Genomic DNA, 17,291 nt, shown 5'->3' on the forward strand with positions numbered 1-17,291 from the left:
AATTACGGGCACTCATCCAGTTGGGCGACGCTGGGGTGGGGGACAAAGGTGATGGTTTTTTCCTTGGCCTGCCAAGGGCGCACACTGTAGCTCCCGTCCGAATCCGCCAGCACGCGCAGCTTGATGCTGGCCTCGGGTTTCTTGGCGTCAACCAGCATGCTGGGAGCCTTGGCCCCCTCTGACCAAGCCATGACTGTACACATACGCCCTCCCGATGCGGAGGCTTGCAGCGGCAGGCCTCCCAACTTCGCGCCCGTCACGGGGATAAGCCCCAGTACGATCAAAAGCCCAAGGGCAGTCAAAGATGCTAGCGCGACCGGGTTCTTATGATCGTTCATGCACGTCACAAGACACGCCCCAAGCCCCTGAATCAGAAAAAGCACCACCATCTCAGCCAACATGACAGGCGCAAAAAGCACGACACTGTCAGAGTATTCGCCGAACGCGCGCGAGACAGGCACAGTGACCATGAGAACAATCAGCATTTGAATGACGCCGGCACTCGCACTTGCGATCCAGAACTCGACGGAAAGCTCACTGCGCGCGATATTGGCCGGCCGGGCGCGAATGATGATGCAGGTATAGGCCAATACCGTCACAGCGATCGCCACTACCCAGCAAGCCGTCTGAAACGGTCCGCTTTCTGCGTTCGCGGACAGATACACCGCCGACAACCAGAACACCGCCAGCACCACGAGCGTGGCAGCCCAATGCATCAATAATCGACGATGTTGAGCTGTCGTCTCAGGCGATTGCCGACTGAGATTGAGTTGATCGCTCAGACGCGCACCTGTGGCATTCAGGCGCAGGAACAAGATGAACGTAGGCATCAGGATCGACGCCCCCATCATGCCGATGACAAATACCAACATGGCGAACATCGCCGGCAATGCGGTGAACGCGGCTGCCGACAAAATACTCAGCGGCACCTTTTCCACTTGGATGTATTGATACAGATACAGGCCAGCCACAGACAAAATGCCCACGGTCAAAGGCCATGCACGCTCATTGAGCCATAACAGTCCATGACTCAAGACATCGGCGTATCGGTCCATTTTCTTTTGCTGAGTGACTTCATCAGCCGGGAGTGGTGGTGCCTGATCCATGGGTATGCAACGCCTTTTCAAGTAAGAAGTGAATGGTACCTAGAATCCTGCGGTCAGTAAGTCGGATGCGTACGCTGAAAAGGCACTGAATCGCCCTACACAGAGCACACGTGTTTCAACTGATTCAGACGATGGCCTGAGGTATAGTCCAAGGACCTCAGCCTAAGTGCGCACGGCCATGAAACTCGCCCCCGACGACCTCACCACCATCACCGCCACCACCCTCGGCCACTACAACACAGTGGCCGAAGACTTCCGCGAAGGCACCCGCGACCACGACGTGAGCCAGAACATCGACGCGCTGCTGCGGCATATCCAGGGCACGGCGCCCTTTACCGTGCTGGATTTCGGCTGCGGGCCGGGGCGCGATTTGCAGACGTTCACGCGCATGGGGCATATCGCCGTAGGACTGGACGGCTCCGAGCGGTTTGCGCAGATGGCGCGGGAAGACAGTGGTTGTGAGGTGATGCAGCAGGACTTCCTGAAGCTGGACCTGCCCGCCGAACGCTTCGACGGGATTTTCGCCAATGCCGTGCTATTTCATATTCCCAAGCAGGAACTGCCGCGTGTGCTCAAGCAGTTGCAAGGGGCGTTGAAGCCGGGTGGCGTGCTGTTCAGTTCCAACCCTCGGGGTGAAAACCAGGAAGGCTGGAATGGACCGCGGTACGGGTCGTATCACGACCTGGCGGCGTGGCAAGCGTTGCTGACGCAGGCAGGGTTTGTGGAGCTGGAGCATTACTATCGACCAGCGGGATTGCCGAGGGAGCAGCAGCCGTGGTTGGCCAGTGTGTGGCGCAAGCTGTAGATTTTCGTTGCCTCGTCTGACGCCATCGGGGGCAAGCCCCCTCCCACAGTTTGATTGGTGAATACAGTCAGACGCCTGCTGAGGCAACCTTACTCCACCTGATACACCAGCGTTTTTTCACCCACCCCATGTGCAGTCACGCTGCGCCCAGGATAGCCCTCTTTTTCCTCGCCAGAAAAATTAGCCACCAACCGCATCCCATCGGCAAAGGTGGTTTCCTGCACCTGCCTATCCGCCGTCAACCAACGAAAACCCGTCATCGCCTGGGTCGCCAACCGCTGGTGCAACGGCCGGAAAAACCGGTCCTGGCGCTGTATCACCGGCAGCCGCCGCTTAACCGTCGAAGCACTCAAGTGGTACAGCGGCGGCACGTTATAGAGCAGCTGCGTCAGCTCGTTTTCAGCCCGCACATTGCTCAGTTTCAAGCTGTCGAACAGCCAGTGATGGGTAGTGATCACCGAGCCGTGGAACACCGCCTGGTACAGCGGCAGGCGCATGGTCGGCTCGAAATACACCGTGCGAAACGGCTCTTTTAACGGCACGGGCTTGAAGAACACGGCCGGCTGCTCCGGCGGATACCAGTTACCCACGTAATAGGCCGATTGCTTGTCTTGGGTCATCTCCCGATCCCCCCAGCCAATCACCGGCGTCTGCATGCCATGGGCGAACAGGATGCCTTGGGCGGTAATGGCGTTGCCGTCTTCGGAGCCGGCGGGCAACTTGAGTACGGTATTGAGCCAGTGCGAAGCGTCGATGTTGCCTTCGGCGTTCTGCGCCTGGGTCATTGTGGCCCCGTCACGGTAGCTGTCGAAGACCATGCTGGTGGCGTAAGCATCGAGAAACCAGGCGTTGAAACCGGCCGTTGCCTGGACAGCCTGTACACGTGCCTCCAGCAGAGGCCGCACGCAGCGCGGATCGGTGTAGTGGCCGGACTGCTGGAAACCGGTTTTCAGCTTGCCGTCCTTCAGCACAATCGCGCACTCGCGGTACGCCCTGCCGCCCAGGTGCGCGGTGGTCCAATCCGGATTTTCCGTGGCCGACAACGCGGTTTCATAGGAGTCATAGGGGGCCATCAGGAAGCCCGCGTCGACCCCGGCCCAGATCGCCTCGGGGTGCCAGAGACCGCCTTCCCAGCCTTCGCCCAAGGTCAGCAGCAAACGCGGCAGGCCTGAGCTGCGCAATGCCTGGATCACCTGGCTGCCCCAGTGTGCGGGCGTATCACTCAGCGCCCCAGCAAAGTCCACGGCCAGCTCGCTACGCAGCTCGCCATAGCGGGCGGCGAGCTGGGTCATGTCGGGTTCCTCTACCTGCCAACGCTGCCGAGCCTTTTTGTTGATCGCCGCGTTCAGGCCCCGGAGCACTACCGTCTGTTCATAGCGATTCAAAGGGGAAACCTGCGCGAGGACCTTGGCGGATTCCTTGTCCAATAAGCCTTGCAGCGCATGCCCGCGCAAGCGCTTGAGCAACAGCGGCCAATCGCGCACATCCTCGGGGGCCAGCAAGTCATTGCCCCACAGGTAGACATGACTGGCGCCCAGCAGCTTCTCGGCCTCGGGCGTCTGCCGCAGTTTGTCAGCCAGTGGCTCATACCGGCCATCCTCCACCAGCCATTGCCGGTAGCGCTTGGCGCCAGCCAACGGATCGGCCTCACCCAGGTGCAACAGCAGGGTCATGGGGGTGCTGGGGTTGAGCGTGGTGAATTCATGGGCCACTGACAGGGCCTGGTTTTCCTGCCAGCGCAGGCGGTTGTTGTAGGGATTGGTCAGTAACCAACTGAGGGTGAACCCGCCGTGATCGACACCCCACAGCGGCAGGCTGAGATCCTGGGTGGTGTTGAAGTCACCTTGCTCCAGCAGGAAAGCCTTCCACACGGCATTCCCGGTGGGCACGTAATGCCCCTCGGCCAACGGCCACATCAGCCCCCTGCCCAGGGCATTCGCCGGTTGCACGAGGATCGGCAGCTCACCCGCTTCCCGCGCCGTGATGGATAGCGCCAGGTCACGCTGCTGGAGGCTGGCGCTCACCCGAAAGGCGCCGTCATCCCATTGCCAGCTCGCTTGCTGATCGCGCTGCTCAAGTTGGCTGACGGCACGTGCCGCGACGCCGCTGGAGGCCTGTATCGTCGGCTGGCCGTTAGGCGTAACGCGGATAGCAAGGGTGGCCGGGTCGAGTTCGACCCGCCACAAGGTGTTTTCCAGAACGGTGGCGAACGTCAGCGGCGAGAGGAATACACCGCAGAGCAACAAAACAGAACGCAGGTAGCGCATGGGATTGGACCCGAACGGAATGAAAGTCGGGAGGGTAGAACACTCAGTGACTGGCGGGGGCAACGCGTATCACCTCCAGACGTTTCCCACGGAGCAAAAGGTCAATGAGGATCAAAATGTGGGAACGGCCTTGCTGTGGCGAGGGAGCTTGCTCCCGTTGACTGCGTAGCAGTCTCCGGCTTTTTTGGGGCGCTTCGCACCCCAGCGCAAGCAAGCTTGCTCACCACAGCACGCCTCCACATTTTTAAACGGATTTTTCCTGAGGGTCCTGCTTGGGTTCGCGGATTTTGTACCAGGCCACATACAGCGCGGGCAGGAACAACAGCGTCAACAAGGTCGCAATGATAATCCCGCCGATCATCGCGTACGCCATCGGCCCCCAGAACACTTCGCGGGCGATAGGGATCATGCCCAGGCTCGCCGCAGCCGCCGTCAGCAGGATCGGCCGGCGCCGGTGCTCGGTGGCTTCCACCACCGCGTCCCACGGCGTATAGCCAGCCACTTCGTACTCATGAATCTGCGTCACCAGGATCACCGAGTTACGGATGATGATACCGATCAGCGCCAAAATCCCGAGGATCGCCACGAAGCCCATGGGCGTACCGGTGGGTATCAACGCCAGCACCACGCCGATCAGCCCCAGCGGCGCGACACTCGCCACCAGGAACATCTTCTGCACGCTGTGCAGCTGGATCATCAGGAAGGTCGCCATGAGGAACAGCATCAGCGGCACCACGCTGGCAATCGGGCCCTGGGCCTTACCGCTTTCTTCCACGGTGCCGCCGGTGGCAACCTTGTAGCCCACCGGCAGGCCGGCGCTGAATTTGTCGATCTCAGGCTTAAGTTGCTTGACCAGGTCCGTCGGCTGCATCTCGTCGCGCACCGAGGCCTTGATGGTAATGGTCGGCTTGCGGTCGCGACGCCACACCAGCGGCTGCTCCAGTTCATAGCGCACGGTGGCGAAGGCCAGCAGCGGGATCGAGGTACCGTTGGGCGTGACGATCTGCAGGTTCTGCAAGGTTTCCGGCGTGCCGCGTTCGGCGTCTTCGGCGCGGCCGACGACGTTGATCAGGTAGATATCATCGTGTACCTGGGTCACCGAGGCACCGCTGACCACGCTGTTCATCAACTGCGCCACGTCTTCCGATGACAGCCCCAGTTGCCGCGCCTTGTCCTGGGCGATGTCGATGCGCAGCACTTTGCCGGGCTCGTTCCAGTCGTAGATGATCTCGCCCAGATGGGTGTTCTGGTCCAGTAAGGTCGCCAGTTCGATGGCGTGTTTACGCACCTGGTCGGTGTCTTTGCCCGACACGCGATACTGAATCGGCCTACCTACCGGCGGCCCCATTTCCAGCGGCTGCACGTAGCTACCAATCCCCACGAAGTCATCGCGCAGGCGCTTTTGCAGGCGCGCGATCAACTCACCACGCTCTTCCAGGCCCTTACTCACGATCACCAACTGCGCGTAGTAGGGGTTTTCCAGTTGCTGGTCGAGGGGCAAGTAGAAACGGATCGCACCCTGACCGATGTAGGTGCTCCAGCGCGCAATGTCCGGGTCGTCCTTGATGATTGCTTCAAGGCGGTCGACGGCCTTGCGCGTCTCGTTGATCGAGGCGTTTTGCGGCAGGTTCAGGTCGACGAGAATCTCCGGGCGGTCCGACGACGGAAAGAACTGGTTCTGCACGAACTGCATGGAAAACACCGAGGCCACAAACAGCGCCACGGTGATGCCGATCGCCCACCAACGGTTACGCATGGCCCAGAGCATGCCGCCATTGAAGGCACGGCCAATACGCCCGGGCTCAGCGCTGTGGGGTTTGACGTTGGCGCTGAGGATATGCACCCCGATCACCGGCGCAAACAGCACCGCCACCACCCACGACACCAGCATGGCCACGGCAATCACTGCGAACAGGGTGAAGGTGTACTCGCCCGCCGAGCTGGCGTTGAGGCCAATCGGCACAAAGCCTGCCACGGTCACCAGCGTACCGGTGAGCATCGGGAACGCCGTGGACGTGTAGGCGTAGGTCGCCGCCTGCTCCTTGGTTTCGCCTTTTTCCAGGCGCGTGATCATCATCTCGACGGTGATCATCGCGTCGTCCACCAACAGGCCGAGGGCGATAATCAACGCGCCCAACGACACGCGCTGCATGGTGATGCCGCTGTATTCCATGAACACAAACACCAGCGCCAGCACCAATGGAATCGAGCACGCCACCACCAGCCCGGCGCGCATGCCGAGGCTGATAAAGCTCACCACCAGTACGATGATCACCGCTTCAAACAGCGCGCTGGTAAAGCCGCCGACGGCCTCTTCCACCACCTCCGCCTGGTCGGACACTTTGTGCACGCCGACGCCCACGGGCAGGTCGGCGGTCAATTCGTCCATGCGTTCATGCAGGGACTTGCCGAACGACTGGATATTGCCGCCCTTCTGCATGGCTATCGCCAAGCCAATCGCCGGCTTGCCGTTGAAACGGAACATCGGCCGCGCCGGGTCCACATAGCCACGGCTGATCTCGGCAATGTCCGCCAGCCGATAGAAACGGTCATTGAGCCGCAGGTTGACGTTGGCCAGGTCTTTCTCCGAGGCGAACTGCCCCGACGTGCGCACCGAAATCCGTTCCGGCCCGGCCTCGATCACCCCGGCGGGGGTCACCGCATTCTGCGATTGCAGGCTCTGCACCACTTGGCGTTGATCAATGCCCAGGGCGGCCAGTTTGCGCGTGGAGAAATTCAGGTAAATCACTTCGTCCTGCTGGCCGATCATCTCGACCTTGCCCAGGCCCGGCACCGAACGGATCTCGGCGCGCACCTGCTCCACGTAGTCGCGCAGCTGGCGCATCGACAGGCCGTCGCCGGTAAAGGCGTACACCGAGCCAAACACATCACCGAACTCGTCGTTGAACGACGGCCCTTGTAGACCTTGGGGGAAGGTGCCGCGAATATCGTCGATCTTCTTGCGCACCTGGTACCAGACCTCAGGGATGGCCTTGGCGCTGGTGGTGTCCTTGAGGAACACGAAGACCGTGGACTCACCCGGCCGCGTGTAGCTTTTCACGTAGTCGAGGGAGTCCAGCTCTTCGAGTTTTTTCTCGATGCGGTCGGTGACCTGCTTGAGGGTCTCCTCCTGGGTCGCGCCCGGCCAACGGGTCTGGATCACCATGGTCTTGATGGTGAACGAAGGGTCTTCCTCGCGGCCCAGGTTCATGTAGGAGAACACGCCCATCAGCAGCGCGACGAACATCAGGTACCAGACGAAGGACTGATGCTTGAGGGCCCAGTCGGATAAGTTGAAGCTTCCTTTCATCGCGGGCTGTCCTCGTCGATTTTGACTTTTTGCCCGGGTTTCAGGCTGTTCACGCCCGCGGTGACGATGCGCTCGCCGGGTTTGACGCCACCACTGAGCACCGCGCTGTCGGCGTCACGGCTGATCACGGTGATGTCGCGCGGTTGCACGGTCTGGTTCTGGGTATCGAGCAGCCAGATACGGGTCTTGCCATCGACTTCCTGCAAGGCGCTCAAGGGCAGTTCGATGCGCGGGGCGATGGCGGTGCTCAAGGTCACGCTGATCGCCGTGCCCAGGCGGAACGCAGGCGGTGTTTCGGCCAGGGTCAGGCGTGCTCGGCGGGTGCGCGTGGCGCTTTGGGCCTGGGGTTCGATCTCGCGCACGATGGCAGTGGTCTGCACGCTGGGGTCGAGTTGCCCGGCGACCAGGAACACCACGTCTGGCGGCAGACGCTCAGCGAGGCCGGCCGGCAGGTCGATCACCGCTTCCTTGATGTCCGGTCGGGCCAGGGTCACCACTTGCTGGCCGGCGCTGACCACCTGGCCGGCCTCGGCATTCCAGGCGGTGACGATGCCGGCGTGATCGGTGCGCAGTTCGGCGTAGTTGAGTTGGTCCTTGGCTTGATTGACCGCAGCCTGGGCCTGGTCGAGGGAAGCCTGGGTGGTCTTCAGGTCGGTCTGGGCGATATCCAACTGAGCCTGGGCGCCGACGCCACGGTTGAACAGTTCCTGCTGACGGCGGGCGTTAGCCTGGGCGTTGATGTATTGCGCCTGCACGCGGGCCAGGTCGCCCTGGGCCGAACGCAATTGGTTCTGTTGGTCGGTGGGGTCGAGGACGGCAAGCAAGGCGCCCTTCTCCACCTCGGCGCCCACGTCCACGGCACGCCGGGCAATCCGGCCGGGCACGCGAAAGCCCAGGTTACTTTCGTAGCGGGCCTGGATGGTGCCGGCGAAGCGGCCAAGGTTTTCCTGGTCCTCAGACGTCACTTCCATGGATAACACCGGACGCACCGGCTCGGGCGGCGGCTCTTCTTTTGAGCAGGCCACCAGTAACAGGCTGGCGGCGAGTATGAGCGTCAGGCGCTTCATGGTTGGGCTCCTTGCTGGGCGATCTCGACCAGCATGCCGGGGTGCAGCAATTGCCCGCCGGCCACCACGACTTTTTCGCCGCCCTTGAGGCCGTCGCCAATGATCACCTTGCCGGTGAGATAACGCGCCACGGTGACCTTGTGCAGTTGCGCCTTGCCGTCGCCGTCGATCAGCCAAACGGCGGGCTCGCTGAGGTCTTTCGTCAGCGCGGCCCACGGCAATTCGATACTCGCCTTGGCCGGGCCATTGGCGGTCGCGCTCACCACCGAGCCCAATTCCATGCCTTTGGGTAATGCTTGCAGGGCGATTTTCACCTGCACAGTGCCGGTGTTGGCGGCCACGGCAGGCGTGACTTCGCGTACTTTGCCCTGGACCTTGATGCTTGGGTTATCCAGCAGGCTCACGGTGATCGGTGCATCCGGCGGTGGCTCCACCAGCAGGGATTCATACACGTTGAACACAGCATCGCGCTCGCCATCGCGCGCCAGGCTGAAAATCGGCACGGTGGCCTGCACCACCTGGCCGACTTCGGCCTGGCGCGCGGTAATCACGCCCGGCGCTTCGGCCACCAGCGAGGTATAGCCGAGTTGCTCCCGTGCGTTAGCCAATTGGGCCTGGGCGGCGGCCAGTGCGCTTTGGCTGCTGCGCAACGCGGCCTGGGCGGAATCGTATTCGCTGCGGCTGGTGTAGCCCTTGGGCAGGAGTTTTTCCTGGCGCACGAAGGCGGCGGCGGTCTGCTTGACCCGTGCCTGCTCGGCCACGACCTGGGCCTGGGCGGAATCGACGTTGGTCTGCAGGTCCTTGGGGTCGAGCTTGGCCAGCACCTGCTTGGCGGTCACACGGTCGCCCACATCCACCGTGCGCTGGATGATCTTGCCGCCCACGCGAAAGGACAGATCGGTTTGCACCCGGGCCTGGATATCCCCCGTCAAGGTGACGGCCGCGGCAAAATCCGCCGGCTGCACAGTCTGCACAAACACCCGTGAGTGCGCCTTGGGTTCAGCCTTTTCCTCGCCACAGCCGCTCAACAGCGCCAGTAGGCCAAGACCAACAATACAGGTGGAAATACGACCGCCCATGCAGGCTCCTTTTGCGTGATGCCGACTTGCCAGTGTTTATGCGACTGTGAGCTTAGTTCAGGGTTCCACAGGTGGAAGCTTTCTGTCTGTAGTGAGCGGGCTTGCCCCGCGCTGGACTGCGAAGCGGTCCCCCGCCAGGTGCAGAAGTTCTTTCCGATAGAATGGGGTGATTCCTTTGGGGCTGCTACGCACCCCAGCGCGGGGCAAGCCCGCTCACTACAGGTAGGTGACCGATGCTCAAGACCCTCGCGGTGGCCAATTACCGCTCGATCAACAAATTGGTGGTGCCCCTGGACCGGCTGAACCTGGTCACCGGCCCCAACGGCAGCGGCAAGTCCAACTTGTACCGCGCCCTGCGCCTGCTGGCGGAAACCGCCCAAGGCGGGGTGATCAATGCACTGGCCCGTGAGGGCGGGCTGGACTCCACCTTCTGGGCCGGCCCGGAAACCATCAGCCGGCGTATGCGCAACGGTGAGGTGCCGGTCGAGGCCGTGGTGCACCAGGGCGTGAAGCGCTTGCGCCTGGGGTTTGCCGGGGAGGATTTCAGCTACGCCATCTCACTGGGGCTGCCCGAGCCGAGCCGGTCGTTTTTCTCCCTGGACCCTGAGGTGAAGAAGGAATGCATCTGGGCGGGCCAGACCTACCGCCCGGCCAGCCTGCTGGTGCAGCGCTCAGGGCCGATGGTGCGTGCCCGTGACGGTCGCAACTGGGATGTACTGACCCAGCACACGCCCAACTACCACAGCCTGTTCGACCAGGTCGGCAGCCTGCGCGGCTCGCCGGAAGTGCTGCTGTTGCGCGAAAGCATTCGTGGCTGGCGCTTTTACGATCACTTTCGCAGCGATGTCGATGCGCCGGTACGCCAGCCACAACTGGGCACCCGCACGCCGGTGCTGCACCACGACGGCCGCGACCTGGCGGCGGCGTTGCAGACCATTCGCGAGATCGGCGACCCCGAGGCGCTGCAGCGGGCAGTCAGCGACGCATTCCCCGGCGCACGCCTGAACATCGAACCGTTACAGGGCGGGCGCTTCGCGATTGAGTTCTATCAGGAGGGCTTGCTGCGGCCACTGTCAGCGGCGGAATTGTCCGACGGCACCTTGCGTTACCTGCTGCTGATCGCAGCGCTGCTCACGCCTCGGCCACCCACCATGATGGTGCTGAACGAACCGGAGACCAGCCTGCATCCGGACCTGCTACCCGCGTTGGCGCGCTTGATCATCCAAGCCTCCCAGCAGTGCCAGGTGTGGGTGGTGTCACACGCCAGCCGGTTGATTGCGGCGTTGCAGCAGGACCAGGCGTGCAATTCGATTGTGTTGGAGAAGGTGATGGGAGAAACCCGGATCGTGGGCCAGGGGATTTTGGATGCGCCGGCTTGGCATTGGCCGGAATAGGGGATGACTGGAAGGCCTCATCGGGGGCAAGCCCCCTCCCACACTTGAATGTATTCACAGATCAATAATGTGGGAGGGGGCTTGCCCCGAATAGCGGTATCAACCCTGCCACTTCCCGCCTTCAACAATCACACTCTCAGGCTGGGTGTCATCGCTCAGCTCTTTACGCACATATTGGTCGTACAGCTTGAGCAAAAACTTTTCCTCACCCAACTTCGCCAACTCGGCATTCACCCAGTCACGCAGTTCGACGTTGCCCTTTTTCACCGCTGGCGCAATCGGCGCTTCATCACCGAGTTTTTCTTCCAACACGCGGTAGCCGGGGTTCTGCTTGGCCCAGCTGAACAGCACCAGATTGTCCTGAGCGTAGGCATCACCCCGTCCAGCCGACAGCGCCTGCAACGACTCGGAGTTCTTCTCGAACTTGAGCAGTTTCCAGTCCGGGTGGTTCTTGGTCAGCCAGATATCAGCCGTGGTGCCGGTGGTCACGATGGTGGTGCGGGTGGCCAGGTCATCCAGGCTTTTCACCGAGCTGTCCTGAGGCACCAGGGCCTGTACCGCAACTTTCAAGTTGGGGTTGGTAAAGTCCACCGCTTCCTTGCGCTCCGGCGTCACCGTCATGTTGGCGAGGATCAAGTCGACCTTGTCGCTTTGCAGGAACGGAATACGGCTGGCCGGCTCGACGGCGACAAACTCAACCTTGTTTTCATCGCCGAGCAGGTCCTTGGCGAATCGGCGCCCGATGTCGGTATCGAAGCCGACATAGCGGCCTGCTTCGTTGACGAAGCCGAACGGTGGCTTATCGGTGAAGACGCCGACAATCAGCTTGTCCCGCGCCTTGATCTTGTCGATGTAGCTCACGGCGGCAGCCGTGGGTTTGGTGGGCTCTTCAGCCTTCTTATCGCAGCCGGCCAGCAGGGCGACGGCCAACAGTGGCAGCAGTAACTTTTTCATATCAGCTCCAGTTCCTGGGTCTTTTTGGGCAGTGTTGAAACAAAGGAGAACTTCTCCAGGAACTGCTGCGCGCGTGCGGTTTGCGGGTTCGTAAAGAATGCTTCGGGGGTGTTGTGTTCAAGGATGCGACCGGCCTCCATGAACACCACGCGGTCGGCGACGGCGCGGGCGAAGGCCATTTCGTGGGTGACGATCAACAGGGTCATGCCATCGCGGGCCAGGCCCTGGATCACTTCCAGCACTTCCTTGACCATCTCCGGGTCGAGGGCGGCGGTGACTTCGTCAAACAGCATGACCTGGGGGTTCATGCACAGCGAGCGGACGATGGCGATGCGTTGCTGCTGGCCGCCGGACAGCTGACGCGGGAAGGCGTCGCGCTTATCGGCCAGGCCTACGCGATGGAGCAGTTTTTCTGCCTGTTCACGGGCTTCGCGAGGGTCACGTTTTTGTACTTTCAAGGGGCCAAGCAAGATGTTGTCGAGCACGCTCATGTGCGGAAACAAGTGGTAGCTCTGGAACACCATGCCCACGTCCTGGCGCACCTGGCGCCAGTCGGTGCTGTTGTCCAACAGCTCTTTGCCGGCGAAACGCAGGCTGCCGCTGTGTGCGACTTCCAGGCCATTGAGGCAACGCAGCAAGGTGCTTTTGCCGCAGCCGCTGGGGCCGAGGATCACCACCACTTCGCCGCTTTGCACGCTCAGGTCGATGCCCTTGAGCACCTGCTGGTCGCCGAAAAATTTGTTGAAACCCTGGAACTCGATCAACGCACTCATGTTTGGGCCCAGCGCCGTTCCAGCACCTTGGAGGCGGCCGACAACGGGTAGCAGATAAAGAAGAAAAACAGGAACAGCACGCCGTAGATCAACACGGACTCATAGGTGCGCTCGATGATTTGCTGACCGACCTTAATCACGTCCACCACGCCGATCAGCACCGCCAGGGAGCTGGTCTTGATGATGCGCGTGTAGACGTTGATGGTCGGTGGCGTCATGCGTTTGAGGGCCTGGGGCAGCAGCACGTAGCCGTACAGTTGCGGGTCGGACAGCCCAATCGACAACCCCGCTTCACGCTGGCCACGGGGCAGCGAATGCAACGCGCCACGCACCACTTCGCCGACCTCGCTGGCCCCCCACAACGACAGCACCAGCACGGCGCACCAGAAACTCGGGATGCTCAGGCCAAAGAAAATCGGCAGGCCGAAAAACAGCAGGTACAGCCACACCAGCACCGGAATCGCGCGGAACAACTCCAGGTACACCCGTAGCACAGCGTTGATCAGCCGGTTGTTCAAGGTGCGCAGCACGCCATACAACACGCCGCCGACAGTACTGAAGGCGATGCTCAAAAACGAAATCGATAGGGTCTGCGCAGCGCCCTTGCCCAGTTGCGGCAACGACACCCACAACAACTCAAGACCCGAACTGGCCATGCTGGAGCCTCCTTTCCAGGCGGCTGAGCAGCAGCGACAGTGGCAGGAACAGCAGCACGCAATTCAGCGTCAGCACGGCAAGCATTTCGTAAGTCTTGTAGTAAAGGGCGATGTAGCTTTTGGTGGTGTAGAGAATCTCCGGCACCGCCACAGCAGAGACCACGGTGGTCTCCTTGAGCAGGAAGATGAAATTGGCGAACAGCGCCGGCAAGCTGAGAATGCCGGCCTGGGGCAGGATCACGTGGCGCAGCAGCTGCCAGTCGGACAGGCCGATGGACTTGCCCGACTCGATCTGCGCCAGCGGCACCGCTTCCACACCGGCGCGCAGCACTTCGGTGAGGTAGGCGCCGCCAAGGAACGTCATGGTGATGATTGCCGCCCAGAACCCGGAAATATTGAAGCCCAGGGCCGGTAGCGCGAAGTACACGAAAAACAGTTGGATCAGCAGCGGCGTGTTGCGCGCCAGCTCCACATACAGCGCCACCAGCCGCGACAGGTACGGCGTGCGAAACACCAGCAGCGCCGCGTTGATCAGCGCCACCAGCAAGGAGGTGGCGATGGCGATCAAGCCCACTTGCAGCGTCACCCCCACGGCCTTTAGAAACGCCGGCAAGGTGCTGAGGATAAAAGCGAAATCGAAGGTCATTTCTAGTCCATGACGCCGCAGGGGTAATGCGGCGAGCGCCGTCCGATCCAGCGTGGGTAACGCCGGGTAGCGCGAACTTTAAAGGTATAAAAAGTAAAATTTAAATACCTAAATAGCATATTCATATCACCCAAAAAGATAACCGTCGAATTCGCGGGTTTGGCAGGTGACGGCTATGGTTGGGGGGTCTGTATTTCGAGGGATTGAATAATGAATCCAACAACACCAATCGATCCAAAGGAACTGGTGAAGTGGCTGGTGGCATTGCACCGGGCGATCAATAGCTGTAGTGGCTTGCAATCGAAAACAGCCGTGCTCGCAATCAGCGCAATTTTCGGCTCAGATTAACTGCGGCTGTCGGAGCCGTCTGGCTCAGATTAATTGCGAGCGAGCCTGCATTCAGCCGCATCGGCTTGCATTCCATCGTCTCCGGCTCACATTAACTGCAGCTGGTCGGTTCGAGATTGTAAGCCGAAACCGCCGAATTTTCTGTCAGACAATTAACATGGCTTGTCTAGTGCTCGGTCGATGCGTTCCTGCAGCACCTGGATGACTTCTTCTTGGGTATACAACTTGCCGTTGGGGTAGTCGGCCTCATGGAGAGTTCTCTCGATCTCGCGGGTCATCCGCTCATACTTCTTCTGGCCACAGCATTTGCTCCATGCGCAACGATGCCTGCCCATAGCGAAAAAATATAAGAAACTGTCATTTCTTACAGGTGCGGGTAAAAATAAAGTCCTCTAACCTCTCTCATGCATATGCAATAAAGCAAAATGAATAGATCAATAAAGTCTATGCGTTTTTTATTGCACTATGCAAACTAAAACACGCGCACTGACAAACAACACTGATCGCATTTGCTGCGAAAAAAATAATGGAGAAACTAATATGGCAGTTACAAGCATTAAACTAAACTACTGTTCCTCACCAGGAAATGCTGTAATTTCCGGCACCGTTAACCGGCCGCACGACCCAGTTTACGCATGTATTACAGGTAGCGGGGGGCTTCTGGGGTCCACTATGGCTGATGCGGCGGGGAATTTCACTCTTAACATTTCTGCTCCACCAGGTACGTATAGAGCCCAACTAACAGATGTACCAGGCGGTAGCGGGACTTGGAGTACCCCTATCGACATTACTACTCAATAACGACATCATCCGATTATATGGAGTGCTGACTTAGTTTAATGACCGCCTTGCGGTTTATACCAGCCAGTTAAGCTGGCTGGTTTTTTATTTGCGGTCATAATGCATAAGGCATAAAGCCCACCCTGACTTCAATACATAAGTGTAGCGGCTTGCAATCGAAAACAGCCGTGCTCGCAATCGGCGCAGTTTTCGGCTCACATAACTGCAACTGACCGGTCTTCGGCCCGAATCAAATCGGCAGCCCTGCGGCCAGCATTTTGTCACGCAGTTCAGCGGCTCGGGCCGGATCAAGCGCGTTGCTGAACAGCGCTTTGATCTCGGTGGGCGTGGCGTCGAACTGCTTGAATTTGCAACGGCGTGCGCAGCTTGGTGTCGAGTAGCTCAATTGCTTCCTCGGTCAGAATCGATTCAGCCTCGACCTTGTCCTCCGTGCAGGTTTCCAGCAGCCAGTGAATGTACTCACGCTGACTGCCGGCGATGCCGTCGAGCGAGAAGATGTCAGTGCGGTAGCCGATTTCCTCCATCGTTCGGCGACGCAGGTCGTTACGCAGTTTGGGATGCCCGGCCAGCACTACCGATAGCCGGCCTTCGCCGTCCTCGACCAGCTCCATCAAGCGCTTGAGCCCTGTTAGGGCATGCCCGTTGAGGTCATGGGCCTCATCCACGAACAGGGCCACCGGGCGCTTGTTCTTCCTCACCAGTTCGCGCAAGTCACGCTCACGCTTTTCGGCCTGGGTCAGAATGCGCACCTGCTTTTCGGTAGACAAGTCGTAGGAGCGCAGCGATGAAGGTGGCCAGCCTGATGCTGTGCTTCTCGATGGCTAGGGATTTGGAGACGGTGATTTTCTACTACGCCTCCATCACCTGTTGAAGTCGTCGCAGCATCACAGTTTTGCCGCTGCCGATGACACCACAGAGTGCAATCAGGCGGCGTTCGGGCTCGCGGGCAAAGCGGCAGAATTGTTCCCAGGTACACATCTCACGAATGCCTTCATCGGTCAGATTGAACTGCCAGTCCTCAATTCGTGAATGCGCTCGCTGCGATGGCTCTGCACATTGTAGGTGCGCACCAGGTAACGCATCAGCCATTCGTTGGCCCGCGCTTGTGGAAGTGATACAGCGTCTCATGGGCTTCCTTGACGGTGCGAAATGGCCGTTCAACCTTGCCCTTTGAGCGAGCAGTTGTAAGTGTTCCATCCTTGCCGGCGGGAATATGTGTCTGCCACTTGATGCCCAGTGCCTGCATGACGTTCTGGAAAACGCGGCGCTTGGCCACCCGGCCATTGCCCAGGTAGATCATCTTCGGGCGGCCTTGGAACGGAAAGTTGGAGTAGGCACTTCGGCACGGTGAGCCGCATGGGGTTTATGGATAAGGTTCAACGCCCGGTACACGGTGCTGGGAGACACGCCACACAACTCCGCTATCGCGGCCACCTGGGTAGCTCGCTCCGGCTTTTCTTCGGCAAACGGTCGAGCCGCTGCCGCAACTGCGTCAGCGATTCGTCAGGGATGGCGCTATGCCGCCCGCTGGGCATTGCGCTCGGCCTCGGTCAGATAGTTGTAGAGCGTCGAAAGTCCGATTCCCATCAAACGGCAGATCTCTGCCACGGTGTGTTTTCGCTCGCGGTACAGGCGCAAAGTCAGTTCTTGCTTGGCGGGTCGAGCCTTTTCTTACGCCCGCCCTTACGCCCGCGTGCTCGTGCTGCTGACAACCCCCGCTTGGGTGCGCTCACGAATCAAGTTGCGTTCGAACTCGGCCAGGGCACCGAACAGCTGAAATATCAAACGTCCAGCACTCGAAGCGGTGTCGATGCTTTCTTGCAAGCTGACGCTAGCGGCGTCCAACTGCCCGACCAACCGGATCAAATCCTTCAGCGAGCGACCAAGACGATACAGACGCCAAAGCACTAAGGTATCTCCTCGGCGTAGCGTGGTCAGCAAGGCAGTCAAACCTACTCGCTCGGCTTTGGCACCGCTGGCGGTGTCTTCGAACACGCGCTCACAGCCTGCTTTCTCCAATGCATCGCGTTGCAGATCGAGGAGTTGGTCGTCGGTTGAGACACGGACATATCCAATCAGCATGGT

The 17,291-nt window shown here is 60.2% G+C and carries 11 protein-coding genes and 3 pseudogenes; 2 read left to right on the top strand and 12 right to left on the bottom strand.

Annotated features, from left to right (window positions below; translation table 11 throughout):
- Positions 1–2: 2 nt before the first annotated feature.
- Entirely contained in the window at positions 3–1,106 is a 1,104-nt protein-coding gene (locus AO064_RS17780; protein ID WP_064054160.1) for a hypothetical protein, read from the bottom strand.
- A 178-nt stretch (positions 1,107–1,284) separates the two neighbouring features.
- Between AO064_RS17780 and AO064_RS17785 the strand changes: the two genes are divergently transcribed.
- Positions 1,285–1,911, top strand: a complete 627-nt coding sequence (locus tag AO064_RS17785) for a class I SAM-dependent methyltransferase (protein WP_064054161.1) — start codon at positions 1,285–1,287, stop codon at positions 1,909–1,911.
- Positions 1,912–2,000: 89 nt separating this feature from the next.
- On the opposite strand, the gene AO064_RS17790 is transcribed toward AO064_RS17785, so the two are convergent.
- From AO064_RS17790 to AO064_RS17805, 4 genes are all read right to left on the bottom strand, one after another.
- Complete coding sequence (locus AO064_RS17790; protein ID WP_064054162.1) at positions 2,001–4,178, bottom strand: glycoside hydrolase; 2,178 nt, start codon at positions 4,176–4,178, stop codon at positions 2,001–2,003.
- Positions 4,179–4,422: 244 nt separating this feature from the next.
- The gene (locus AO064_RS17795) at positions 4,423–7,488 is read right to left on the bottom strand and encodes an efflux RND transporter permease subunit (protein WP_064054163.1); all 3,066 of its coding nucleotides are present in this window, start codon (positions 7,486–7,488) and stop codon (positions 4,423–4,425) included.
- Positions 7,485–8,555 carry an efflux RND transporter periplasmic adaptor subunit gene (locus AO064_RS17800; RefSeq protein ID WP_064054164.1) on the bottom strand — a complete coding sequence of 357 codons (1,071 nt, stop codon included), beginning with the start codon at positions 8,553–8,555 and terminating at the stop codon, positions 7,485–7,487. The genes AO064_RS17795 and AO064_RS17800 overlap by 4 nt, the downstream gene beginning before the upstream one ends.
- Positions 8,552–9,634: an efflux RND transporter periplasmic adaptor subunit gene (locus AO064_RS17805; protein WP_064054165.1), complete on the bottom strand. Its 1,083-nt coding sequence runs from the start codon at positions 9,632–9,634 to the stop codon at positions 8,552–8,554. Before AO064_RS17805 ends, AO064_RS17800 begins: the two co-directional genes overlap by 4 nt.
- A 233-nt stretch (positions 9,635–9,867) precedes the next feature.
- On the opposite strand from AO064_RS17805, the gene AO064_RS17810 reads away from it, so the two are divergent.
- Positions 9,868–11,028: an AAA family ATPase gene (locus AO064_RS17810; RefSeq protein WP_064054166.1), complete on the top strand. Its 1,161-nt coding sequence runs from the start codon at positions 9,868–9,870 to the stop codon at positions 11,026–11,028.
- 99 nt (positions 11,029–11,127) lie between these two features.
- On the opposite strand, the gene AO064_RS17815 is transcribed toward AO064_RS17810, so the two are convergent.
- The 7 genes and pseudogenes from AO064_RS17815 to AO064_RS17850 all read right to left on the bottom strand — a co-directional run bounded on the left by AO064_RS17815 (position 11,128) and on the right by AO064_RS17850 (position 17,288).
- Positions 11,128–11,982, bottom strand: coding sequence for a transporter substrate-binding domain-containing protein (locus AO064_RS17815; protein ID WP_064054167.1), 855 nt, complete (start codon positions 11,980–11,982; stop codon positions 11,128–11,130).
- Positions 11,979–12,755 (bottom strand): amino acid ABC transporter ATP-binding protein, encoded by a 777-nt coding sequence (locus tag AO064_RS17820; protein ID WP_064054168.1) that lies wholly within the window; start codon positions 12,753–12,755, stop codon positions 11,979–11,981. The genes AO064_RS17815 and AO064_RS17820 overlap by 4 nt, the downstream gene beginning before the upstream one ends.
- Positions 12,752–13,411 (bottom strand): amino acid ABC transporter permease, encoded by a 660-nt coding sequence (locus tag AO064_RS17825; RefSeq protein ID WP_012721653.1) that lies wholly within the window; start codon positions 13,409–13,411, stop codon positions 12,752–12,754. The genes AO064_RS17820 and AO064_RS17825 overlap by 4 nt, the downstream gene beginning before the upstream one ends.
- Complete coding sequence (locus tag AO064_RS17830) at positions 13,392–14,057, bottom strand: amino acid ABC transporter permease (RefSeq protein WP_064054169.1); 666 nt, start codon at positions 14,055–14,057, stop codon at positions 13,392–13,394. The genes AO064_RS17825 and AO064_RS17830 overlap by 20 nt, the downstream gene beginning before the upstream one ends.
- A gap of 1,378 nt (positions 14,058–15,435) precedes the next feature.
- Positions 15,436–16,142, bottom strand: a pseudogene (locus tag AO064_RS17840) (AAA family ATPase); the annotation flags it as partial.
- Positions 16,122–16,533: pseudogene (locus AO064_RS31070) on the bottom strand (IS481 family transposase); the annotation flags it as partial. The pseudogenes AO064_RS31070 and AO064_RS17840, both read right to left, overlap by 21 nt.
- 188 nt (positions 16,534–16,721) lie before the next feature.
- A pseudogene (locus tag AO064_RS17850) lies at positions 16,722–17,288 on the bottom strand (recombinase family protein).
- Positions 17,289–17,291 lie beyond the last annotated feature (3 nt).

This window comes from Pseudomonas marginalis, assembly GCF_001645105.1.
GTDB lineage: Bacteria > Pseudomonadota > Gammaproteobacteria > Pseudomonadales > Pseudomonadaceae > Aquipseudomonas > Aquipseudomonas petroselini.